The organism is Paraburkholderia hayleyella, from assembly GCF_009455685.1.
GTDB classification, from domain to species: domain Bacteria; phylum Pseudomonadota; class Gammaproteobacteria; order Burkholderiales; family Burkholderiaceae; genus Paraburkholderia; species Paraburkholderia hayleyella.
On record NZ_QPES01000002.1, the window covers coordinates 493,974 to 517,083 of the forward strand.

A 23,110-nucleotide genomic window follows, 5' to 3' on the forward strand; every position below is an offset into this window, starting at 1 on the left:
GATCAGAACAGGAAGTAGCGTTGCGCCATCGGCAACACGGCAGCGGGATCGCAGGTCAGCCACTGGCCATCGGCGATCACCTGATAGGTCTCTGGATCGACGCTGATTGCAGGCCGCCACGCGTTATGAATCATGTCCGCCTTCGTGAGATTGCGGCAGTTCTTCACGGTGACGATCCGCTTGCTCAAACCATAGCGCTCGGCAATGCCCGCATCGGCCGCCATCTGCGACACGAAGGTCAGCGATGTCCGGCTCAAGGCGCCGCCGCGCGTGGCAAACATGTTGCGATAGTGGACCGGCTCCGGTGTGGGAATGGAGGCGTTGGGATCGCCCATCTGCGCCATGGCGATCATTCCGCCCTTGAGAATCAGCGAAGGCTTGACGCCAAAAAACGCTGGCTCCCAGAACACGAGGTCGGCCCATTTTCCTGGTTCGATCGAACCGACTTCGTGCGCGATGCCATGCGTGATCGCCGGGTTGATCGTGTACTTCGCAACGTAGCGTTTCGCGCGGAAATTATCGTGGCGCGCGTTGTCCTCGGGCAATGCGCCGCGCTGCACCTTCATCTTGTGCGCACCCTGCCACGCGCGGATGATGACCTCGCCGACGCGGCCCATCGCCTGCGAATCCGACGACAACATGGATAACGCGCCGAGATCATGCAGGATGTCTTCGGCGGCGATGGTCTCGCGGCGAATGCGTGATTCGGCAAACGCGATATCTTCCACAATCGATGGGTCCAGGTGATGACACACCATGAGCATGTCGAGATGCTCATCGAGTGTATTGACGGTATACGGGCACGTCGGATTGGTCGACGAAGGCAGCACGTTTGTTTCGCCACAGACCTTGATGATGTCGGGCGCATGGCCGCCGCCTGCGCCTTCGGTGTGATACGTGTGGATCGTGCGGCCCTTGAATGCCGCCACCGTCGTTTCGACGAAGCCCGATTCGTTCAGCGTGTCCGTGTGGATCGACACCTGCGTGTCGGTATCCTCGGCGACCGAGAGACAGTTATCGATCGCGGCAGGCGTCGCACCCCAGTCTTCGTGCAGCTTCAGGCCGATCGCGCCAGCGGCGATCTGCTCGACCAGCGGCTGCGGCTGGCTCACATTGCCTTTGCCGAGAAAACCGAGATTCATCGGATAGCCATCGGCCGCCTGCAGCATCCGTTCGAGATGCCACGGGCCCGGCGTACAGGTGGTCGCGTTCGTGCCCGTCGCGGGGCCGGTGCCGCCGCCGATCATCGTCGTCACGCCACTGGCGAGCGCTTCCTCGATCTGCTGCGGGCTGATGAAATGAATGTGTGTGTCGATGCCGCCCGCCGTCACGATCAGGCCTTCGCCTGCGATCACCTCGGTTGCCGCACCAATCGTAATCGTCACGTTCGGCTGAATGTCGGGGTTTCCCGCCTTGCCAATCGCGGCGATGCGGCCGCCCTTGATGCCGATGTCGGCCTTCACGATGCCCCAGTGATCGAGAATCACGGCGTTCGTGATCACCGTATCGACCACCTCCGCATGCACGCGCTGCGACTGGCCCATGCCGTCACGTATCACCTTGCCGCCACCGAACTTGACCTCTTCGCCGTAAGTCGTGAAGTCGCGCTCGATTTCGATCAGCAGTTCGGTATCGGCGAGGCGCACACGATCGCCAGTGGTGGGGCCGAACATCTCCGCGTAAGCGTGGCGGCCAATATGCAGTGTCATGGTGTAGATCCGGAAATGGCCAAGGCGGTGAAGCGGGCTGTAACGGATGAACGCGAACAGCGCGAACAATGCATCACAGCTTGCCCATCACCCGGCCGTTGAAGCCATAGACGACGCGCGCGCCTGCCAGTTCAACGAGCTCCACGGTACGCTCCTGGCCCGGCTCGAAGCGCACGGCAACGCCCGCTGCGATGTTCAGCCGGAAACCGCGCGCCGCATCGCGGTCGAATAACAGCGCTTCGTTGACTTCATAAAAGTGATAGTGCGAGCCGATCTGTACCGGCCGGTCACCGGTATTCGACACGACTACCGTGATGGTCGCACGACCCGCATTGAGTTCGTGCTCACCATCGTCGATGAGGAGTTCGCCGGGAATCATGGAGCCTGCCTTGACGGTGAACGATGAAGAATTCAGGGAACCGGATGATGGACAGTGACGAGCTTCGTGCCATCGGGGAACGTTGCTTCCACCTGGATTTCGGGGATCATTTCAGGAACGCCTTCCATCACATCAGCGCGTGTGAGCAGCGTGGTGCCATAGTGCATGACCTCAGCGACGGTTTTGCCATCGCGGGCCGCTTCCATCAGCGCGGCGCTAATGAACGCGACAGTCTCCGGGTAATTCAGTTTGAGACCACGTGCGCGGCGCCGTTCGGCGAGCAGCGCGGCAGTGAAGATCAGCAGCTTGTCCTTCTCACGGGGTGTCAGCTTCATCGGATGGGTCTCGACGTTGAGGTGCACGACGTTGCGATTGCCTATCGGCTTCGGTTATTGGTTATTGGCTATTGGTTATTGACCGCTCACCCGGCCATTCACCGTTTATGAATCGCAAGTCGGGGGTAACAATATCACGTCTTTCTAACGATTAACCATACTAACCGATTCGTGAATCGGCAGACAGCACAGCGACACCGATGACCTGGTACGACTTCATGCCAAAGTAGATCGCGCGGCTCAGGTCGACCAGATCCGCAACGGCACTGCCGCGACGCCATGCACAACCGGCCGCAATTGCAGCCAGCAACGCGTGAGCGCCTTTTGTAACGTTTCCATCGACCGCGACACTACGCGCACGAGTAGCACGCCATTCGTCACGCATGAGGCTGCGGCGCGCAACGTATCGTCGAACGGCAACTGTCCGCTCAGCGCTTCGGCGAGCGCGTCATCGCATGCCGCACCGATGGCCCATAACGTGCCGTAGGCGGGAAACCCGGCAAGCCCCTGGGGCGCATTACGCAGCGGATCGTGAGCAGCGAGACCCACGCGTTCGAACCATAGCAACTCGCCACGTGCGCCGACGATACGCGATACCGCGCACAACTGTCCGGCCGACCAGCACTCGCCTGCGGCCTGCCGCCCAAGCTGGGTCGCATCCCAGCCGATCGCGCTCGCGCCCTCGGCCAAGGTCAGCGAAAAATCGAGCTGTGCATTCACGCTGTCAAACATGATGTTGTTCTGCGGCAGCCAGTCGAGCTTCGCGTGTTCGCCTACGCGCACAGCAATACGCTGCTGCGCGGAACGGCCATTCGATTTGTACCATTGGGTCGCGCCGGGCGTCGTTAGCACTGCGTGTGTGCCTGCCCCGAGCGCGACGTCAATATCGAGCTGATCGCCGCCCGCAATACCGCCGGGCGGATGCACGATCACCGCATGACAAATCGTCGGGCCTTCGGGGTAAAGCGGTCGCTGTACGCGCAACGCCCCATCGTGCAGCCGGTGCACAAGCGTGGTGCGTTCATCGTGCCTGACGAAGCCGAGTTCAAGCCGGGCGCACCATGGCATTTGCAGGGTGGTCAGCGTGACATGGTGTTCGGAACGGGGCATGCGGAGGAGTCAACGAGAGGTCAATCGCCAAGCTACGACTGCTGGTGACGATGGACTGTACGGCGGCTTGCTACCGGACTCAATCGCTCAACAAGTGGAAAGAAAAGGAAAAGGAAACGGACGAACCGGCTTGATGCGGCCATGCATCGAACCCATCAATCGCACATGGCGCAACAAAATAACACAGCAGAGTAGCGTACGCGATAGCGAGATCAGGACTGCACGGATGGCACGGATGGCACGGCCAGTGAAGCTAGCATGTATGCAATGACTTCGCGCTGAAGCGCCGGTTCTTCCGTGCCTCTTTCGTATCCTAAGGCATGCCTGGCAGTTATAGAGCTTGCCGGCAAAGATTCGCTTAGGAGTCGAATGTACAAAAAATCTCGATGCTCCGCTATCATCCTCACTCCACTATATCAACACACAAAGAGAGAGCGACATGATCAGGGCGATCACCGCGTTACAGAGCAGCGGGCAAGAACAGATGAAGCGAAAAATCGGTGTGCTGTACGCGCTGCTGATCGCGTTCAACATTGGAGCATGGCTGTGGGCCTTTGCCGCGTTTCACTCCTACCCGTTGCTGATGGGCATGAGCCTGCTCGCATGGTCGTTCGGCCTGCGTCATGCGATGGATGCTGACCATATTGCCGCCATCGATAACGTGACACGCAAGCTGATGCAATCGGGCCAACGACCGCTTACCGTTGGGCTAATGTTCTCGCTCGGCCATTCGACGATCGTCGTGCTTGCCTCCATCGGCATCGCGGCGACAGCGTTGACGATGAAAAGCCACATGAATGTCTTTAAGGACATCGGCAGCACCGTCGGTACGCTGGTTTCAACATTCTTCCTGTTCGCTATCGCGCTAACAAACCTGTTCGTCCTGAAATCAGTCATCGCTGCATTCCAGCGCGTGCGACGCGGCGAACCCTACGCTGGAGAGGAACTCGACACGCTACTCGCCCAAAGGGGGCTACTTGCGCGGATTTTCCGGCCTCTGTTTGCACTCATCACGCGCAGTTGGCATATGTATTTCCTTGGCTTCCTGTTCGGCCTCGGCTTCGATACCGCGACCGAGGTCGGGTTGCTCGGTATCTCAGCTGCTGGCGCTGCACAGGGCATGCCGATCTGGTCGATCCTCGTGTTCCCGGCGCTATTCACCGCTGGCATGACGCTGATCGATACAACCGACAGCATCCTGATGCTCGGTGCCTATGGCTGGGCATTCGTGAAGCCAGTGCGCAAGCTCTATTACAACATCACGATCACATCGATCTCGGTGATCGTCGCGCTTGTGGTCGGCAGTATCGAGGGGCTCGGACGGATCGAGGACCAGCTACACTTCTCCGGGGCATTCTGGGAAGCGATCGGCTCGCTAAACGACAATTTTGGATTGATCGGCTACACCGTCGTCGGCGTGTTTATCGTCAGTTGGCTTTGTTCAATGGCGATCTATCGCTGGAAACGATTCGACGAGCTGGAAGCGCCATCTGAGCAAGCTTGATGCAGATGTAATGCAGGCACAGTAATGCAGGCACACAGGTCACCCATCGCATAACCTGTGTGCCACCATGTTCTTCTTCGGGCAGTCTAAGGCTATACAACGATTTGCTACCCGGAATACAACGCAAAACAACAAACACGTTCCGGCAAAAAAAGCGGGGGATGAGAGAGAAGCGGGGAAAGGGCCGCAGAAAGCACAACGCCCCAGACACTATTGGTATCTGGGGCGTTGAGCAGAAAGGGGAGCCTGACGATTACCTACTTTCACACGGGAATCCGCACTATCATCGGCGTGGAGTCGTTTCACGGTCCTGTTCGGGATGGGAAGGGGTGGTACCGACACGCTATGGTCATCAGGCAAAGGGGGAGCAGCAGCTGCATGCGCAGGAGCGGCAAACCGGGAAGAAGCAGTAAAAAATGGGGGTGTGAGCGTATGGCACACAGCAAATGACCCACGCATGTCAAACTCCGGTACAGGAGAAGACACACTGGTTATAGGATCAAGCCTTACGGGCAATTAGTATCAGTTAGCTTAACGCATTACTGCGCTTCCACACCTGACCTATCGACGTCCTGGTCTCGAACGACCCTTCAAGGGGCTTGAAGCCCCGGGGATATCTCATCTCAGGGCGAGTTTCCCGCTTAGATGCTTTCAGCGGTTATCTCTTCCGAACATAGCTACCCGGCGATGCCACTGGCGTGACAACCGGTACACCAGAGGTTCGTCCACTCCGGTCCTCTCGTACTAGGAGCAGGTCCCTTCAAATATCCAGCGCCCACGGCAGATAGGGACCAAACTGTCTCACGACGTTTTAAACCCAGCTCACGTACCTCTTTAAATGGCGAACAGCCATACCCTTGGGACCGGCTACAGCCCCAGGATGAGATGAGCCGACATCGAGGTGCCAAACACCGCCGTCGATATGAACTCTTGGGCGGTATCAGCCTGTTATCCCCAGAGTACCTTTTATCCGTTGAGCGATGGCCCTTCCATACAGAACCACCGGATCACTATGACCTGCTTTCGCACCTGCTCGACTTGTCGGTCTCGCAGTTAAGCACGCTTATGCCATTGCACTATCAGCACGATTTCCGACCGTACCTAGCGTACCTTCGTACTCCTCCGTTACACTTTGGGAGGAGACCGCCCCAGTCAAACTGCCTACCATGCACTGTTCCCGACCCGGATAACGGGCCAGGGTTAGAACCTCAAACAAGCCAGGGTGGTATTTCAAGGATGGCTCCACGCGAACTGGCGTCCACGCTTCAAAGCCTCCCACCTATCCTACACAGACCGGTTCAAAATCCAATGCAAAGCTACAGTAAAGGTTCATGGGGTCTTTCCGTCTAGCCGCGGGGAGATTGCATCATCACAAACACTTCAACTTCGCTGAGTCTCGGGAGGAGACAGTGTGGCCATCGTTACGCCATTCGTGCAGGTCGGAACTTACCCGACAAGGAATTTCGCTACCTTAGGACCGTTATAGTTACGGCCGCCGTTTACCGGGACTTCAGTCAGGAGCTTGCACCCCATCATTTAATCTTCCGGCACCGGGCAGGCGTCACACTCTATACGTCCACTTTCGTGTTTGCAGAGTGCTGTGTTTTTATTAAACAGTCGCAGCCACCAGTTTATTGCAACCCCTTCACCCTTCTGGCGCAGGCCAGTCAGGCTACCGGGGCGTACCTTATCCCGAAGTTACGGTACCAATTTGCCGAGTTCCTTCTCCCGAGTTCTCTCAAGCGCCTTAGAATACTCATCTCGCCCACCTGTGTCGGTTTGCGGTACGGTCACCATGAAACTGAAGCTTAGAAGCTTTTCCTGGAACCCCTTCCAGTTGCTTCGTCACCGGAGTGACTCGCCTCGCACCCTTGAATCCTGCGCCCGGATTTGCCAAAGCGCCTTCTCCAATGCAAGGACCGGGACTTCCAACACCCGGACAACCTTCCGCGATCCGTCCCTCCATCGCATTTCATGCTGGTGCAGGAATATTAACCTGCTTCCCATCAGCTACGCATTTCTGCCTCGCCTTAGGGGCCGACTCACCCTACGCCGATGAACGTTGCGTAGGAAACCTTGGGCTTACGGCGAGGGGGCTTTTCACCCCCTTTATCGCTACTCATGTCAGCATTCGCACTTCCGATACCTCCAGCGCACTTTACAGTGCACCTTCGCAGGCTTACGGAACGCTCTCCTACCATGCACATTACTGTGCATCCGCAGCTTCGGTATATTGCTTAGCCCCGTTACATCTTCCGCGCAGGACGACTCGATCAGTGAGCTATTACGCTTTCTTTAAAGGATGGCTGCTTCTAAGCCAACCTCCTGACTGTTTTTGCCTTCCCACTTCGTTTCCCACTTAGCAATATTTGGGGACCTTAGCTGGCGGTCTGGGTTGTTTCCCTCTTGACACCGGACGTTAGCACCCGATGTCTGTCTCCCGTGATTGCACTCTTCGGTATTCGGAGTTTGCTATGGCGAAGTAATCCGCAATGGACCCTTCAACCATGACAGTGCTCTACCCCCGAAGGTGATACACGAGGCACTACCTAAATAGTTTTCGGAGAGAACCAGCTATTTCCAGGTTTGTTTAGCCTTTCACCCCTATCCACAGCTCATCCCCTAACTTTTCAACGTTAGTGGGTTCGGACCTCCAGTACGTGTTACCGCACCTTCATCCTGGCCATGGATAGATCACCTGGTTTCGGGTCTACACCCAGCGACTGGACGCCCTGTTCGGACTCGCTTTCGCTACGCCTGCCCTAATCGGTTAAGCTTGCCACTGAATGTAAGTCGCTGACCCATTATACAAAAGGTACGCAGTCACCCCTTGCAGGGCTCCTACTGTTTGTATGCATGCGGTTTCAGGATCTGTTTCACTCCCCTCCCGGGGTTCTTTTCGCCTTTCCCTCACGGTACTGGTTCACTATCGGTCGATCACGAGTATTTAGCCTTGGAGGATGGTCCCCCCATCTTCAGACAGGATTTCACGTGTCCCGCCCTACTTTCTGTACACTCAGTTCCACACGTCCGTTTTCGCCTACAGGGCTATCACCTGCTAGGGCCGCACTTTCCAGAGCGTTCGGCTAACGGTCATGCTAAAGAGTACTGGCTGCTCCCATTTCGCTCGCCACTACTTTGGGAATCTCGGTTGATTTCTTTTCCTGCGGTTACTTAGATGTTTCAGTTCACCGCGTTCGCTTCGCGCAGCCTATGTATTCAGCTGCGGATGACCCATTCGGGCCGGGTTTCCCCATTCGGACATCTCCGGATCTCAGCTCGTTTGCCAGCTCCCCGGAGCTTTTCGCAGGCTACCGCGTCCTTCATCGCCTGTGATCGCCAAGGCATCCACCACATGCACTTGTTCGCTTGACCCTATAACGAGTGTGTCTCGCACACACGCTACAGGTTGAGTTTTCGCGTTGTGCCGTATTCCAGGCCCATCTCTCGATGAACTTTTCATACTTTTGATACAATCACAACCCTGACCAGTCTACTCACGCCCATCTCGAGGCGCTTTTAACCGGTCTCTTTACTACTTCTTCCTGATTTTTAAAGAACGGGACAGCCGGCACTTTCATGCCGCCATGACTGGCGCAAACACCAATGCACAAACCCCGGAGACTTTCCGCTTGCGCGGTGCTCCAGATCCTGTGCAATGATGACTGGCGGGTGACTGGTGGAGGATGACGGGATCGAACCGACGACCCCCTGCTTGCAAAGCAGGTGCTCTCCCAGCTGAGCTAATCCCCCTGTACCCTGTATACCCTGTACAACCCCGGGGATTCCTGCACCCGCCACCACCGCAGACAAAGTTGGTGGGTCTGGATGGACTCGAACCATCGACCCCCGCCTTATCAAGACGGTGCTCTAACCAGCTGAGCTACAGACCCCTGAGTCTGTCCTGATTACAGCCGATAAGCGTGGGCACTTCATCTTGGCACGCAAGCTCCTGAAAGGAGGTGATCCAGCCGCACCTTCCGATACGGCTACCTTGTTACGACTTCACCCCAGTCATGAATCCTACCGTGGTGACCGTCCTCCTTGCGGTTAGACTAGCCACTTCTGGTAAAACCCACTCCCATGGTGTGACGGGCGGTGTGTACAAGACCCGGGAACGTATTCACCGCGGCATGCTGATCCGCGATTACTAGCGATTCCAGCTTCACGCAGTCGAGTTGCAGACTGCGATCCGGACTACGACCGGTTTTCTGGGATTGGCTCCCCCTTGCGGGTTGGCTGCCCTCTGTTCCGACCATTGTATGACGTGTGAAGCCCTACCCATAAGGGCCATGAGGACTTGACGTCATCCCCACCTTCCTCCGGTTTGTCACCGGCAGTCTCCCTGGAGTGCTCTTGCGTAGCAACTAGGGACAAGGGTTGCGCTCGTTGCGGGACTTAACCCAACATCTCACGACACGAGCTGACGACAGCCATGCAGCACCTGTGTTACGGCTCCCTTTCGGGCACTTCCACCTCTCGGCAGAATTCCGTACATGTCAAGGGTAGGTAAGGTTTTTCGCGTTGCATCGAATTAATCCACATCATCCACCGCTTGTGCGGGTCCCCGTCAATTCCTTTGAGTTTTAATCTTGCGACCGTACTCCCCAGGCGGTCAACTTCACGCGTTAGCTACGTTACTAAGGAAATAAATCCCCAACAACTAGTTGACATCGTTTAGGGCGTGGACTACCAGGGTATCTAATCCTGTTTGCTCCCCACGCTTTCGTGCATGAGCGTCAGTATTGGCCCAGGGGGCTGCCTTCGCCATCGGTATTCCTCCACATCTCTACGCATTTCACTGCTACACGTGGAATTCTACCCCCCTCTGCCATACTCTAGCCTGCCAGTCACAAATGCAGTTCCCAGGTTGAGCCCGGGGATTTCACATCTGTCTTAGCGAACCGCCTGCGCACGCTTTACGCCCAGTAATTCCGATTAACGCTTGCACCCTACGTATTACCGCGGCTGCTGGCACGTAGTTAGCCGGTGCTTATTCTTCCGGTACCGTCATCCCCCCACCGTATTAGGGCAAAGGTTTTCTTTCCGGACAAAAGTGCTTTACAACCCGAAGGCCTTCTTCACACACGCGGCATTGCTGGATCAGGCTTGCGCCCATTGTCCAAAATTCCCCACTGCTGCCTCCCGTAGGAGTCTGGGCCGTGTCTCAGTCCCAGTGTGGCTGGTCGTCCTCTCAGACCAGCTACAGATCGTCGCCTTGGTAGGCCTTTACCCCACCAACTAGCTAATCTGCCATCGGCCGCCCCTGCAGCGCGAGGTCCGAAGATCCCCCGCTTTCCTCCTCAGAGCGCATGCGGTATTAATCCGGCTTTCGCCGGGCTATCCCCCACTCCAGGACACGTTCCGATGTATTACTCACCCGTTCGCCACTCGCCACCAGGATTGCTCCCGTGCTGCCGTTCGACTTGCATGTGTAAGGCATGCCGCCAGCGTTCAATCTGAGCCAGGATCAAACTCTTCAGTTCAAACCTGTTACTGTTTTCGGCCTCTTTCGAGGCCGGTCGCTCACTCAACGTATTGACAGGTATCTTGTTTCAATACCTGACTTTACTGTGTGAGACTTGATTCTTTCGCTTTATCGGGACTCCCGCCCATCCTTACGGACCGGCAGAAACCCCTCGCGCCTCCATCAAGTACCCACACTTATCGGCTGTTAATTTTTAAAGATCATTTGTGAAACCCGCTGCCGCCACACCTGCACAGCACCTGCCAGTTCCACCGTGCCGCCCTGCAGCACAGAAACGAGATTATGGAGAACTTTCCCGATACCGTCAACTTGTTTTTACCAGGGAAGCGCTTTTTCCTGCTTACCCGGACAACCTGCTGCCTGTACCGCCAAAGCCCCGTCCATCAAGGACCTCCCGCTTTCGCACCCCATCCACCCAGAGCGCGAAAGACCGCAATTCTAGTCATGCCGGACTCCGCTGGCAAGCGGTTTTTATAAAAAGGGGCGAAACCAGGCTCGGGAGACAATCACAAACAACCGCACAGGCCCATAAGCACGATGCGGATCATGTAAAACGTCCGTCAGCAACCTCCGCTTCCAACTTCTTTCTTATATGGCTTCACCAACGCGCCGCCAACAAATCCCGCCTATATCCCCGAATAAGTGATCCGCAGTCCAGATGCGACTAGAATACTTAGCTCTTCGCTCTCTACCCCCAGATTTATGCGCGCCCGAATCGTCAAACGCCTCCCCCCTGATGCCGACAAACTCGTTAAACGCTCGCTCGCGCTGTGTGCGTCAGGCAGCCGCGTCGAAGATCGCTTCTGGGAAACAAAACTTGATCTCGTTCTCGCAAAAATTGTCCGGACCGGCAATCAGGCAGCACTGGACGCAGCGTTAGATCACTTGCAGCAGGATCATCCCGATGCCTATGGAGCACTCGCTGACATAGCCGAAACGTACAGCGAATCGTTCGTCGTCGAACGTGATGGCAGCCAATACCAGGCACTTCTTGTTGCGGCGCCAGTTCTTGCATGGACACGCTACACGATACCAACAGGTGCGCTCAAAAACGACACGGCGGACGCGCTGCGCACCCAGCTACAGGCACACATCCTCGCCGCAGGCACAAACGTTGTCATGGCACCTTGCCTTTACAGCATTGACCAGCTACCACAACAACACGTCGAAACATGGCAAATCGCGCAACAATTGGCCCAGGCGGCGGCAAGTTGCAACAGCAAGTTCAAGGTTAATTTTGCGGCGCTTCCTGAAACCGCGCCAATTCTGGCTGATCCGCGCTTTCTGCTTGCACTCGTCACAGCCCCTGCCGGAGCACCGATCTTTCGCTGGCAAGAAGAGGACGAAGGCGCAACCGTTACCCGTGAGCAATGTCTCGAACAGTGGATTACGCAAGGCGGGCCAAGTTTTTCGGCGGCCTTGCCTGGCTGCGAATTCGAATGCCTGTTGCCAGACGCCTATTACGCGTCGTGCCGCAACGCCGATGAGCATATCCGCCCACACACGGTACGCACCGCGGTGCGTTATCTGTTCGATACCCTTGACATCGAACCACAAGATTTGCGAGCCATTATCGCGGGGTTCGGAGATATCCAGATCGATGAGTATCGCGTCGGCTTCACCCGCCGAGGCAGCAACGACGTCATTTACGGCATAGTCTGGCCACTGTATGGCCATGAAAATGGAGAATCGGGGGCAAGCAAGGAGGCCATTGGCACAAACGGAACCCGCATGGCCCCGGAGTACATCGTGACCCTGCTCAAGGAAGCCGGTGTTACCGATATTCGACGTCACCCAGGACGTTTCGAACCGGAATATTGCGATGATTGCGGGGTACCGCTTTACGCCGATTCGCTAGGCGAAATTGTCCATGCGGAAATGCCAGATGACGCGATGCCTGCCCAACCTAACTTCCACTAAAGCATCCCACCCCAGCACATCCGCCTAAAACCTGCGGATGTGTCGAAGTATCCTTCCCGCAGTTCTTCTAGCACCCGACCCACCCAATTCAAAATACAGCGAAATTGATGCAAAACACATCAATTTCGCCGAGAACGCTTGTCCTTTATTCCTAAATATTTGTGGCCGGCAAAATTTCTTTTTCCTAATACCGATCAACCAGTCATTGCCGGCCACGAGTTCAGCCACACTCGCGCTCTAGCGCAAAGCCCTTGCTGCGAAAGGCTTTGCGTAAATCTTACACACTGGGAAAGCGATATTGACCATACGTTCGATTAGCAACATTCAACCATCTCGTTAACAATTTCCCCATAATATGAAAATAAGAACATTTAATATTTTGTCTTATTACTTTTAGTCAGTTCACCTACCGGTAAAAAATCTGCATAATACGAATGACCAATCGTTAGACGATTAGTCATCGCTGCTAGCATAAATCGTACTTCTACATATCCACAGGAGGCAAATAATGCGGTTTTCAGTCTTTCATGCAGATGCGGAACGTCGTGAAGGTCTCAAGGCTCTACTACGGCAAATCGACCGCCAGGCCCGCTTCACCGATATTCATGACTGGCATCAGGCTACGCGAATACTTCGGCGGCATCACACCGATCTTCTGGTAATTGACTGGCAGGAATGGATGAGTATTGACGACATTCGCCAATTGTTAAAAAACCATCCTCACCTGCCTGTGGCCGTTCTGACAGATGACACATCATTAGACAATATTTATCTTTTGCTCAAGAGCGGCATACGAGGCGTCATTCCACGAACATATGATTCTCGTTTAATTGCCTTGACACTCGAAATCATCGTTCGCGGCTGGCGTTACATTCCAGAAGAAGCACTGCCCTTCAGTCTCCCCAAAATAACTGACAAGACCGGGCAACGCATTGATCCACTAGGCCCCCTGTCGCGCCAAATACGACTCATCGCCAACCTGTCACCACGACAACAACAGATTCTCCGCTGTGTTCACATGGGAAGCACAAATAAAATGATTGCTCGAACATTAGGTATTGCAGAAGGTACGGTTAAGGTTCATCTCAGCAGCATTTTCCAACAACTGGGCGCCAGCAATCGCACCGCTGCCGTTGCAAACTACAACGGCTGGCTGGCAGCACATCTCGAAGTGCTGCGTGCTGAACACGACGGCTCGCCTCGTCCAGTGATGGGCAAGCCGGGGCCCGTCCCGCTACGGCGCTCCACCCGACGGCCATTCAAATACCCGTCAACGGCAAATGAAGCAGCGGATACGCCAATTGCCGCTGAGCCTGTGCAGCCATTCGGCGACACTGGAAATAACGACCCAGAACCCGATAATAATTAGACTATATCCGTGCCAGTTTTCATTAATAGTTAAGCGGCACGGGATTTCCTCCCCACATATTTGCGCTCAGCGAGTAATATGAGACGCATGGGTTTCCTCTATACACCGCTTTCGCTCTGGATTGCTTTCGGTGGCTGGATGGTCGCTGCGTGCGTGCTCGTGCTGGCAGGGTGGGGGAACCCGTTCAAACGCTTGCACGATGCCCCACGTCAGCATGTCTGGCTGGCAGTCGTCGTCGCCATGTCCGTGTTGTGGGCCGGTAATGCCTGGCTAGATGACGGAACCGTTATTCACCTCCTCGGTGCAACGTTGTTGGTCACGTTATTTGGCTGGCCGCTTGCTCTCATAGGCATGGCGGCCATCACCGGGCTCGCGGCAATCGCTTTTGAAGCGTCCTGGCAAGGGGTCGGGCTCACTTTTCTAATTTTTGGTGGGGTTCCCGTAGGCGCCTCCGCCATACTCCAACGAGCCTGCCTTGCATGGCTACCTCGTAATCCATTGATATTTATTATCACTCAGGGTTTTGTCTCGCCAGCTTGTGCGTCAATCGTCACCTCGATTGCCGCGCTGGCCGTTCACGTCGTACTTGTTGCCAAGCCGTTAACTGCGGCACCCGCCGGCTACGCCCTCAGCACACTTTTACTGGCCTCGGGTGAAGCATGGTTCACGGGAATCGCCACCGCACTCATCATCACTTACCGCCCAGCGTGGATTACTACCTACGATGCCCGGCGCTACCGGCTAGGTAAGCCACCGCTCTAAATCCGGTTATTGCGTTCTGAACGATACATTTTGGGCTGGCCTGGATAGCCCAATTTTTCAGGATCAAGCCGAGACAAAAAAATATTTATTTCCAGATTGAACTCCTTGCTGTTGTCATGCATCTTACGTGCCTATTGCCTTTTCAGTCACTCATTCACCAGATGGATCACAAGACCCGATCGCACCACCTGCTGCACCTGGCTTTTCAGCTAGTAATGTATGCCGCAAGCGCTTCTCTTCTGTTCACAACGCCCGTCTTCGCCGATCAGATCGAACAGCATAACGAGCTGACCAGCAAATTTATCGATGACATGTCTGCCAATCCGTTAGTTGCGGACTGTGCAGCCCACGCCAATTTTGTGGCTAGCACTTCCAGTGCTTTCGACCACGTGGAATTCCCGCCGGGTTCATTCGATAGTTCACGCGCCTCAGTGACGCCATGGAACGATTCATTTGATGAAGGCAAGCAGCGCATCAAAGTTGACAGCATTGTCACCGTGGCAGGCCTCGGCATTCCTCAGAACGGCGGCACACCCGCCAATCTCGAGTTTCGTTGCGGTTATGTCGGCAACCAGATGCTGGCTTTTAGCTGGAATGATCCCGTGCCCCCAGCCAAGCCGCGCAGCACTGTTTCTTCCAGCAAGAAGAAAAAATCGGTGAAAAACAGGCATGCCACCAATCACAAGGCCGTGGCAAAACGATCAAAGAATAAATCCTCATCCAAGGCTGCAACGCCGAAATCAAGAAAAAAAACACCCGCAAAAAAGAAATCCTGAACGCAAAGCAGTTCGGCGGTCGTATAAAAAAGCGGCGAATACCTCATCGTGTATTCGCCGCTTTTTACATCTAAATCCCTACCTGATCTGTGTCATGCACTCAGGAAAACGTTTCGACATGCCGCAAAATAGCCTGCAACATCGCGGCACCTAATGAAGCACTTCGCTCCCCATTCCAGCCAACACGTTCATCGGGAAGATTAGCGTTATCCTTGAATGGCATTTCAAGTGTCAATGAAAGACAGCCAAATTTATTACCAATATATTTGGATGCCAGTTTCAAAGCGTCTTGCTGATATTTTCCTGACTCGTATCCGTACTGATCCTGAAAATCCGGGCTGGCCTGTTTAAAGGCATTAATAAAAGCCTTTTGTTCCTGCGCCTGCCGTTCAGTAAATCCGGGCAGCATCTCGGAACCTGCCACGAATACATAAGGCAGCGTTTCATCGCCATGAATATCGAAAAATAAATCACAGCCTGTCGCGTGAATGGCATCGCGCACACATAATACTTCGGGACTACGCGTGATATCCGGCTCCATCCATTCACGATTCAGATTGGCACCCGCGGCGTTCGTGCGCAGATTGCCGTGCGCACTGCCATCGGGATTCATATTGGCAACAATATGAAATACCGCGTGATCGTACAGCTTGCGCGCAACCGGATCACCCGCCCAATCACCCCATCCCGCCAGGCGTTTCACGAGCCCCTCAACAAACCATTCGGCCATGGTTTCGCCAGGATGCTGCCGCGCGATGATCCAGATATTCTTTTTCGGCACCCCGTCGGCCTCCGGCGTGCCAAGCGTCAGCACCGATAACGGACGGCCCTCGATCGAGGTCCCCAGTTCCGTCAGGCTTGCCTGGGGCATCTGCTGAACCGTACCCAGGAATGCCAGATGCCGCTCCTCGCTATAAGGCTCGAAGTAGGCGTAATAAACGCGATCGAACTCAGGCGTATGTTCGACGGTCAGCGCATGGCCATCATAGGTCGCGGGTACGCGAAACCAGTTCGTGCGATCGTAGCTCGCTACCGCCTGATAGCCGCGCCAGCCTTCGGCAAACGCGCACTCCGAGGCATTTTCGAACGTCATCACACAGTGCTCGCCGCGTGCCCCCGACAAACAGAAATAGAACCACTGCGCGAAGTCGGCATGGCTATCGCGCCGGATTCGCAAACGGATATCGTCAGCTTGCGTGCACGACAGGACTTCAATTGCACCTGCGTCGAAATGGCTGCTAATCGAAAGCGTCATGGTATGTCCTGAGTTCGGTGTAGGGGAGGCCCGGCCTGATCGGCCTGATTTTCGGTTTAATCGGCAAGACGCCGACGAAAAATATATGTCGAGTCATTCGATGCCTGCGCATCAAAGTGGTATCCCTCCGCATCAAAATGCCGGAGTTGCTGGGGCGTATCGAGCCGATGCTCAACCGCATAACGGGCCATCAGGCCACGGGCACGTTTGGCATGGAAACTGATGATCTTGTAACGCCCGCCTTTCCAGTCTTCAAACACCGGCGTGACCACGGGGACCTGCAATGCACCGGGTTTGACCGAGCGAAAATATTCGGTTGATGCGCAATTCACCAATACGGGTTCCGCATGTGTGTTCTGGCGAAATTGTGCATTCAGCGCCTGAGTAATTCGCTCACCCCAAAACGCATATAAATCTTTGCCACGGCTGTTTGCGAAACGCGTACCCATCTCCAGCCGGTACGGTTGAAGCAAATCGAGTGGCCGCAGCAGACCGTATAACCCGGAGAGCACGCGCACGTGCTGTTGCGCGTAGTCCAGATCAGCCGGCGAAAGCGATTTGGCGTCAAACCCTTCGTACACGTCGCCGTTAAAAGCCAGCACCGCCTGCTTCGCATTAGCGGTATCGAATTGTGGTGACCAGTCCGCGTAACGCTGGAAGTTAAGCTGGGCGAGTGGGTCAGAAATACCCATCAACGTTGCAATCTGTTGCGGCGACATTTTCCGCAGCCCGCTCACCAGTTCAGCGGCGTCATCGACAAAATCAGGAATGGTGTGCGTTTGAATGTGGGCAGGGGTGTCGTAGTCGAGCGATTTCGCTGGCGACAGAACGATTATCATAGGGGCACTTGCAGGCACGCCGTGCCTGGCAGTCAAAGACGAAACCCCGATTGTAACGAATGCCTGTTTGAATGCCTGCTTGAATGTCTGTTTCCCACGCCTCACGCGCGCTGCGCGTCGTCCTCGATTCGAACGTCTGGATCGATATTCTTGTATTCGATGACCCTCACACCCGCCCCATCCGCGCCGCCCTTGAGTCTGGCAGGCTGGTCGCGCTGATTGACGCCAGGTGTCTGGCAGAGCTCACCTATGTGCTGGACTATCCGCAATTCGTCCAGCGCGCCGTGGACAAGCCAGCCGTGCTCGCACAGCTCGCACGTCTCGCGCAGCAAGTCGCCCTTCCCGCCTCCGGCGACCCCGCCACGCCGCTGCCCAAATGCAAAGATCGTGATGACCAGAAATTCCTCGAACTCGCCCACGCGATACAGGCCGACTGGCTAGTTTCGAAAGACCGGGCCGTGTTAAAACTCGCGCGCCGGATCGCGCGTGACTTCGGCTTCCAGATCGCCCAGCCCGCACCGTTTGTTGCCGCATGCGCACTCGTGCCAGCATCCCAGCCATCTGGCTAGTTCACGCGTTGCGGAGCAATTGCCTACAATCGGGTGGCGTCTGGCATGTTGCCAGCAACAAAACTACCCGGCCGCCCTCGGTTATCGCGGCCATTTCTCCCGCTTTTTGGATCGCACCATGAACGCCTCTCACCATCACGAGTCACCTGTTGCGCCGCCGTCCTTTCCATCGCGTCTGCCAAACGTGGGCACCACCATCTTCACCGTGATGAGCGCGCTTGCCGCCGAAAAAAACGCAGTCAATCTCGGCCAGGGCTTTCCTGATTTCGAATGTGACCCGCGTATTGTCGATGCCGTCGCACGCGCAATGCGCGAAGGGCACAATCAGTATCCGCCGATGGCCGGCGCGGCTCCGTTACGCCAGGCGATTTCAGACAAGATCGCCAGCCTGTACGGCCGCCATTACGCTGCCGACAGCGAAATCACCGTCACCGCAGGCGCAACCCAAGCCTTGCTGACCGCGATCTTGTGCTCGGTTCATCCAGGCGATGAAGTCATCGTGATCGAGCCAACCTACGACAGCTACCTGCCCGCCATTGAACTCGCGGGCGGCGTGCCCGTCTTCGTCACGCTGGAAGCGCCTGACTACGCGATACCGTTCGAGCGGATCGCCGCAGCCATCACGCCCAAAACCCGTCTGCTCCTGATCAATACACCGCACAATCCGACCGGCACCGTCTGGCGCGCTGAAGACATGCGTCAGCTCGAAGCCATCGTGCGTGACACCAACCTCCTGATTCTTTCAGACGAGGTTTACGAACACATGGTTTATGACGGTGCACCGCATGAAAGCGTCGCGCGTTATCCCGAGCTGGCGTCGCGCAGCTTTGTCGTATCGAGCTTTGGCAAGACTTATCACGTCACCGGCTGGAAAATCGGCTATGTAGCGGCGCCTGCGGCACTCACCGCCGAATTCCGCAAAGTGCATCAGTTCAATGTATTTACCGTCAATACGCCGATGCAGATCGGCCTCGCGCAGTACATGAGCGACCCGGCGCCCTATCTTGAACTGCCCGCGTTTTATCAGAAAAAACGTGATTTCTTCCGCGCGGGGCTGGCGGGTTCACGCTTTCAGCTACTGCCTTGCACAGGGACTTATTTTCAGTGCGTCGATTATTCGGCGATTAGCGACCTCCCCGAGGCGGAGTTCGCCCAATGGCTCACACGCGAAATTGGCGTTGCGGCCATTCCTGTATCGGCGTTTTATCATGCACCCCACGAATCTGGCGTCGTGCGCTTTTGCTTTGCCAAGCAAGAGCGCACGCTCGCTGCCGCACTTGAACGGTTAGCGCGTCTTTAACCGCCCCGCACGCGGCAGCACACGCGGATGTCGACAAAAGCGCTGCCGCAGCACGGTCTGACTATGCGCCAATCCCAAGGCTTAAGCGGTGCGAGTGCTTTCAACGTACATCTTGCGGTCGTCCATCACACGGCGCGCGGCGGGGCGTGCTTCGATTATTTCCTTATACGGCTGCCAGTCGATGCCGGCTTCAAGCAGAAAATCGCGCCCGTAAATTTTTTGGGTTGCCATGGCAACCAGAGGCAAGCTGATATAACCCGCAATATCCGCCACGCCAAACGCCGCTCCGCGCAAGTAAGGCTCGAACCGTGCCAACCGCCGAAAACCTCGCAGGTGGCGCGTCAGCAGCTTCTCAACGCGTGCGCGAACTTCAGCGCTCACGGTGCCGCCAAAAAAGCTTCCGCGTACAGCTCGCGCGCAACCAGTTCAAGGTGCAACTCGATGTAAGTCATCAGTTCGCGTTCCTTTGCCGCTTCCCAAGGGTCGGAGGCAAAAATTGCCTTGTCTGGGTAACGCGCGGCGAGGTATTCGACCATGACGGCCGATTCGCTCAAGTCCCCCTGTTCGGTTTGAAGGTACGGCACCTTGCCCAGCGGAGAATGCGCCAAAACCGCTTCATCCTGAGCCGGAATCACGCGGACCTCTTCGAACGGGATCTCATGCTCGAGTAGCACGAACTTAACCTTGTTGTAGTAATTAGACAGTGGAAAACCACAAAGCCTGATCATCTGACCTCTCCTTCGCATGATTGAATTCAGCATCCCTGACCAGTGCCTGGCGAACTGCAATGCAACTCTCAGTACATCGTCAAAACACGCTGACAGGTGAACGCCATTCTAGAGTAACCACGGAGTCAAGCCTCAACATGACCTCTCGCCATTTCAGCTTCAAAACCCTTGGTATTGTCGGCACGGGCGCAATGGGACGCGGCATCGCGCAAATCGCCGCGCTGGCTGGCCTGAACGTGCGCCTGCATGATGCCGATCCGGCTGCCATCAGCGCAGCGTGCTACTACCTTGGCGACACCTTCAGCAAGCTTTGCGCCAAAGGCCGGCTCGACGAAACACAGGCAAACGCGGCGCTCGCGCGGGTCAGTGCGGCCAAGGAGATCGGCATGCTGGCGAAGTGCGATCTCGTCATCGAAGCCATCGTTGAGCAACTCGATGCCAAACGCAGGCTCTTGCGCGAACTGGAAACCATCGTCAGCAGACATTGCGTACTGGCATCGAATACCTCTTCGCTGTCGATCACTGCGCTGGCCGCGGCATGCCAGGATCCGTCGCGGGTCGTGGGCTATCACTTTTTCAATCCGGTGCCGTTGATGAAAGTAGTCGAAGTCATCGACGGCTTGCGCGGCGACCCGGCTATCGGCGATGCGCTGATGGACCTGGCGCGGCGCATGGGCCACACGCCCGTGCGCGCCAAAGACATGCCGGGCTTTATCGTGAATCATGCCGGGCGTGGCATGAATACCGAAGGCTTGCGCATCGCCGATGAGGGCGTGGCGAGCTTCGCCGACATCGACCGCATCATGCGCGAACAGGCAGGCTTCAGGCTGGGGCCCTTCGAGCTGCTTGACCTGACCGCGCTCGACGTCTCTCATCCCGTGATGGAATCGATCTATCACCAGTTTTACGAAGAGCCACGCTTTACGCCATCGCCCATTATCGGCACGCGGCTCGCCGGCGGGCTCATCGGACGCAAGGTCGGAGAGGGCTTCTATCGCTACGTCGACGGCCAGCGCGAGGTGCTGGCTGAAGCGCCCGCCCCCACCGCGTTACCCTCCCGAGTCTGGGTCAGCAAGCGGCATCCGCAGGCACGGGCTGCCGTGCTTGAGCTGATCGAAAAAACAGGCGTGCTTCTCGATGAAGGCGACCTACCCGCAGCCGATGCACTACTGGTTCTCACCCCCTTCGGCCTCGATGCCACCACGGCAGCGCTCGACGAGGCGCTGGATGCCAGCCGCGTCATCGCAGTGGATACGTTGTTCCCGCTCGTCCACGCCCGGCGCCGCACGTTGATGACCACGCCCGCGACCACACGCCATGCACGCGACACCGCGCACGCACTCTTTGCCGCAGATGGCGTCCCCGTCACCGTCATCCGCGATTCAACCGGGTTTGTCGCGCAACGGGTGGTGGCCACCATCGTGAATATCGGTTGTGACATCGCCCAGCGCCAGATCGCCTTGCCACACGACATTGATCTCGCTGTCACGCTCGGCCTGGGTTATCCTAAAGGGCCTCTCGCGCTCGGCGATGCGCTCGGCGCGCAAACCATCCTGATGATCTTGCGCAACATCTCACGCGTGCTGGATGACCCACGCTACCGTGCGTCTCCCTGGCTGGCACGGCGGGCGCAACTGGGACTCCCGCTGACCCACGGCGAGCGGGCCGATGACAGCACATGCATGGCGCCCGAAAGCCCATCATGAACCCATGCCCGGCAGCAGGCTGCAGGGCATGTTTTAATCTGCCTCTGCCGATGCCGCATATCGTGGCATCGCCCTGACTACGTGAAGGAGCGAAGATGATCGACGTCTATAGCTGGGCCACGCCGAATGGCCAGAAGATTCACATCATGCTTGAAGAAACCGGCCTTCCGTATCGGGTGCATCCCATCGACATCGGTGCAGGCGAGCAGTTCAAGCCCGAGTTTCTGGCGCTGAGCCCCAACAATAAAATTCCAGCAATCGTCGATACGGATGGCCCCATACGGCCAGATGGCCAAGCTTTTTCATTATTTGAATCAGGAGCGATCCTGATCTATCTGGCGGAAAAAACCGGGCAATTTTTACCTTCCGATCCTTTAGCGCGATACACCACGCTGCAATGGCTGATGTTCCAGATGGGTGGCCTCGGGCCCATGCTGGGGCAGGCACACCACTTCCGCCTCTACGCCCCCGAGCGCATCGAATACGCGATCAAGCGCTACTCCAATGAGGCGCAGCGGCTGTACCAGGTAATGGACACGCAACTCGGCAAGACCCGCTATCTGGCAGGCGATGCTTATACGATCGCCGACATTGCGGCCTTTCCGTGGACGCGTTCATGGCTCAATCAGGGCATTGAGCTGAGCGAGTTTGCCAACGTGCAACGCTGGCATGAAGAAATCGCTGCGCGTCCGGCGGTCCAGCGCGGCGTTGAGGTGCTGGCTTCGGCACGGCACGCCGCCCGAAAATGAACGCGCAAGAACAGGAAGTGCTTTACGGCGCAACGCAATACGTGCGGCGCTAACGTCGCATAGCCTGTTTTGCCGGGCAGCAAGGCCGCTGTTTAAAAGCGCTCAAACCCCAAGCGCCGCCTCCGCCCGGCAGACGTGTTCAGGTACTCTGGACACCCGGATGACGCAGCCCGAAAAACGCCTTCGAACGCACGGTAATCACCGTCTCACCGTGCTGATTAATACCGTCCCATTGCGTCGATACAATACCCCGGTCGGGCTTGCTCGATGAAACCCGCTTGTCGAGCACCGTATTCTTCATGCTAATCGTGTCGCCTACATACACGGGTTTGAACCAGCGAATATCGTCAATGCCGGGCGACCCTAACGAAGTCGAATCCGCGAGTACATTGCGCACCAGCAGCCCCATCATCACCGAACAGGTATGCCAGCCGCTCGCGGCCAGCTTGCCAAACATCGAACGCTCAGCCGCGGCCTCATCGAGATGAAACGGCTGAGGGTCAAACTGCGTGGCAAACGCGATAATTTCATCGCGCGTGAATGTGTGTTCGCCGATATCCATCGTGGAACCCACCACCATGTCCTCAAAACTGATTTTCATTCTGCTTCCTC

General features: G+C 56.4%; 15 protein-coding genes, 2 tRNA genes, 3 rRNA genes and 2 pseudogenes. 9 read left to right on the top strand and 13 right to left on the bottom strand.

Annotated elements, in window-relative coordinates; genetic code table 11:
* Positions 1-2 precede the first annotated feature (2 nt).
* From ureC to GH657_RS16530, 4 genes are all read right to left on the bottom strand, one after another.
* The gene (gene ureC / locus GH657_RS16515; RefSeq protein ID WP_153102113.1) at positions 3-1,709 is read right to left on the bottom strand and encodes an urease subunit alpha; all 1,707 of its coding nucleotides are present in this window, start codon (positions 1,707-1,709) and stop codon (positions 3-5) included.
* Between the two features lie 73 nt (positions 1,710-1,782).
* Positions 1,783-2,088 carry an urease subunit beta gene (locus GH657_RS16520; RefSeq protein WP_153102114.1) on the bottom strand — a complete coding sequence of 102 codons (306 nt, stop codon included), beginning with the start codon at positions 2,086-2,088 and terminating at the stop codon, positions 1,783-1,785.
* A gap of 32 nt (positions 2,089-2,120) precedes the next feature.
* Positions 2,121-2,423 (bottom strand): urease subunit gamma, encoded by a 303-nt coding sequence (gene ureA, locus GH657_RS16525; RefSeq protein WP_153102424.1) that lies wholly within the window; start codon positions 2,421-2,423, stop codon positions 2,121-2,123.
* Positions 2,424-2,663: 240 nt separating this feature from the next.
* A complete protein-coding gene (locus GH657_RS16530; protein WP_153102115.1) occupies positions 2,664-3,533 on the bottom strand; it encodes an urease accessory protein UreD in 870 nt (289 codons plus the stop codon).
* A 439-nt stretch (positions 3,534-3,972) separates the two neighbouring features.
* On the opposite strand from GH657_RS16530, the gene GH657_RS16535 reads away from it, so the two are divergent.
* Positions 3,973-5,037, top strand: a complete 1,065-nt coding sequence (locus GH657_RS16535) for a HoxN/HupN/NixA family nickel/cobalt transporter (protein ID WP_153102116.1) — start codon at positions 3,973-3,975, stop codon at positions 5,035-5,037.
* 244 nt (positions 5,038-5,281) lie between these two features.
* On the opposite strand, the gene rrf is transcribed toward GH657_RS16535, so the two are convergent.
* From rrf to GH657_RS16560, 5 genes are all read right to left on the bottom strand, one after another.
* Positions 5,282-5,394 (bottom strand): 5S ribosomal RNA (rrf, locus tag GH657_RS16540).
* Positions 5,395-5,532: 138 nt separating this feature from the next.
* Positions 5,533-8,412: ribosomal RNA gene (locus GH657_RS16545) — 23S ribosomal RNA — on the bottom strand.
* Between the two features lie 302 nt (positions 8,413-8,714).
* Positions 8,715-8,790 (bottom strand) — tRNA-Ala (locus GH657_RS16550).
* A 63-nt stretch (positions 8,791-8,853) separates the two neighbouring features.
* Positions 8,854-8,930 (bottom strand) — tRNA-Ile (locus GH657_RS16555).
* Between the two features lie 62 nt (positions 8,931-8,992).
* A 16S ribosomal RNA gene (locus GH657_RS16560) occupies positions 8,993-10,523 on the bottom strand.
* The 16S, 23S and 5S rRNA genes sit together here with 2 tRNA genes alongside, the layout of an rRNA operon.
* A gap of 704 nt (positions 10,524-11,227) precedes the next feature.
* On the opposite strand from GH657_RS16560, the gene GH657_RS16565 reads away from it, so the two are divergent.
* From GH657_RS16565 to GH657_RS16580, 4 genes are all read left to right on the top strand, one after another.
* Complete coding sequence (locus tag GH657_RS16565) at positions 11,228-12,445, top strand: DUF2863 family protein (protein WP_153102117.1); 1,218 nt, start codon at positions 11,228-11,230, stop codon at positions 12,443-12,445.
* Positions 12,446-12,953: 508 nt separating this feature from the next.
* The gene (locus GH657_RS16570) at positions 12,954-13,814 is read left to right on the top strand and encodes a response regulator transcription factor (protein WP_153102118.1); all 861 of its coding nucleotides are present in this window, start codon (positions 12,954-12,956) and stop codon (positions 13,812-13,814) included.
* Positions 13,815-13,901: 87 nt separating this feature from the next.
* Positions 13,902-14,576 carry an energy-coupling factor ABC transporter permease gene (locus GH657_RS16575; protein WP_153102119.1) on the top strand — a complete coding sequence of 225 codons (675 nt, stop codon included), beginning with the start codon at positions 13,902-13,904 and terminating at the stop codon, positions 14,574-14,576.
* Positions 14,577-14,737: 161 nt separating this feature from the next.
* Positions 14,738-15,352: a BspC domain-containing protein gene (locus tag GH657_RS16580; RefSeq protein ID WP_153102120.1), complete on the top strand. Its 615-nt coding sequence runs from the start codon at positions 14,738-14,740 to the stop codon at positions 15,350-15,352.
* 100 nt (positions 15,353-15,452) lie between these two features.
* Here GH657_RS16580 and GH657_RS16585 read toward each other — a convergent pair whose 3' ends face one another.
* Together GH657_RS16585 and yaaA are read right to left on the bottom strand one after the other, a co-directional pair.
* Positions 15,453-16,607: a M14 family metallopeptidase gene (locus tag GH657_RS16585; protein WP_153102121.1), complete on the bottom strand. Its 1,155-nt coding sequence runs from the start codon at positions 16,605-16,607 to the stop codon at positions 15,453-15,455.
* A gap of 56 nt (positions 16,608-16,663) precedes the next feature.
* Positions 16,664-17,446 carry a peroxide stress protein YaaA gene (gene yaaA, locus GH657_RS16590; protein ID WP_153102122.1) on the bottom strand — a complete coding sequence of 261 codons (783 nt, stop codon included), beginning with the start codon at positions 17,444-17,446 and terminating at the stop codon, positions 16,664-16,666.
* An 83-nt stretch (positions 17,447-17,529) separates the two neighbouring features.
* On the opposite strand from yaaA, the gene GH657_RS16595 reads away from it, so the two are divergent.
* On the top strand, positions 17,530-18,015 hold the full coding sequence (locus GH657_RS16595) for a putative toxin-antitoxin system toxin component, PIN family (RefSeq protein ID WP_153102123.1): 486 nt from the start codon (positions 17,530-17,532) through the stop codon (positions 18,013-18,015).
* A gap of 118 nt (positions 18,016-18,133) precedes the next feature.
* A complete protein-coding gene (locus GH657_RS16600) occupies positions 18,134-19,315 on the top strand; it encodes a pyridoxal phosphate-dependent aminotransferase (protein ID WP_153102124.1) in 1,182 nt (393 codons plus the stop codon).
* 81 nt (positions 19,316-19,396) lie between these two features.
* On the opposite strand, the pseudogene GH657_RS16605 reads toward GH657_RS16600, so the two are convergent.
* Positions 19,397-20,043, bottom strand: a pseudogene (locus tag GH657_RS16605) (glutathione S-transferase family protein).
* A gap of 137 nt (positions 20,044-20,180) precedes the next feature.
* On the opposite strand from GH657_RS16605, the gene GH657_RS16610 reads away from it, so the two are divergent.
* Complete coding sequence (locus GH657_RS16610) at positions 20,181-21,749, top strand: 3-hydroxyacyl-CoA dehydrogenase (RefSeq protein ID WP_153102125.1); 1,569 nt, start codon at positions 20,181-20,183, stop codon at positions 21,747-21,749.
* A gap of 95 nt (positions 21,750-21,844) precedes the next feature.
* A pseudogene (locus GH657_RS16615) lies at positions 21,845-22,551 on the top strand (glutathione S-transferase N-terminal domain-containing protein).
* Between the two features lie 86 nt (positions 22,552-22,637).
* Here the strand turns inward: GH657_RS16615 and GH657_RS16620 are convergent.
* Positions 22,638-23,099, bottom strand: coding sequence for a MaoC family dehydratase (locus GH657_RS16620; protein WP_153102126.1), 462 nt, complete (start codon positions 23,097-23,099; stop codon positions 22,638-22,640).
* Between the last annotated feature and the right edge of the window lie 11 nt (positions 23,100-23,110).

What these genes read in the sequence shown, in the direction of transcription:
- ureC (WP_153102113.1), bottom strand. Translation starts at nt 1,709, where the DNA reads ATGACACTGCATATTGGCCGCCACGCTTACGCGGAGATGTTCGGCCCC.
- GH657_RS16520 (WP_153102114.1), bottom strand. Translation starts at nt 2,088, where the DNA reads ATGATTCCCGGCGAACTCCTCATCGACGATGGTGAGCACGAACTCAAT.
- ureA (WP_153102424.1), bottom strand. Translation starts at nt 2,423, where the DNA reads ATGAAGCTGACACCCCGTGAGAAGGACAAGCTGCTGATCTTCACTGCC.
- GH657_RS16530 (WP_153102115.1), bottom strand. Translation starts at nt 3,533, where the DNA reads ATGCCCCGTTCCGAACACCATGTCACGCTGACCACCCTGCAAATGCCA.
- GH657_RS16535 (WP_153102116.1), top strand. Translation starts at nt 3,973, where the DNA reads ATGATCAGGGCGATCACCGCGTTACAGAGCAGCGGGCAAGAACAGATG.
- GH657_RS16565 (WP_153102117.1), top strand. Translation starts at nt 11,228, where the DNA reads ATGCGCGCCCGAATCGTCAAACGCCTCCCCCCTGATGCCGACAAACTC.
- GH657_RS16570 (WP_153102118.1), top strand. Translation starts at nt 12,954, where the DNA reads ATGCGGTTTTCAGTCTTTCATGCAGATGCGGAACGTCGTGAAGGTCTC.
- GH657_RS16575 (WP_153102119.1), top strand. Translation starts at nt 13,902, where the DNA reads ATGGGTTTCCTCTATACACCGCTTTCGCTCTGGATTGCTTTCGGTGGC.
- GH657_RS16580 (WP_153102120.1), top strand. Translation starts at nt 14,738, where the DNA reads ATGGATCACAAGACCCGATCGCACCACCTGCTGCACCTGGCTTTTCAG.
- GH657_RS16585 (WP_153102121.1), bottom strand. Translation starts at nt 16,607, where the DNA reads ATGACGCTTTCGATTAGCAGCCATTTCGACGCAGGTGCAATTGAAGTC.
- yaaA (WP_153102122.1), bottom strand. Translation starts at nt 17,446, where the DNA reads ATGATAATCGTTCTGTCGCCAGCGAAATCGCTCGACTACGACACCCCT.
- GH657_RS16595 (WP_153102123.1), top strand. Translation starts at nt 17,530, where the DNA reads ATGTCTGTTTCCCACGCCTCACGCGCGCTGCGCGTCGTCCTCGATTCG.
- GH657_RS16600 (WP_153102124.1), top strand. Translation starts at nt 18,134, where the DNA reads ATGAACGCCTCTCACCATCACGAGTCACCTGTTGCGCCGCCGTCCTTT.
- GH657_RS16610 (WP_153102125.1), top strand. Translation starts at nt 20,181, where the DNA reads ATGACCTCTCGCCATTTCAGCTTCAAAACCCTTGGTATTGTCGGCACG.
- GH657_RS16620 (WP_153102126.1), bottom strand. Translation starts at nt 23,099, where the DNA reads ATGAAAATCAGTTTTGAGGACATGGTGGTGGGTTCCACGATGGATATC.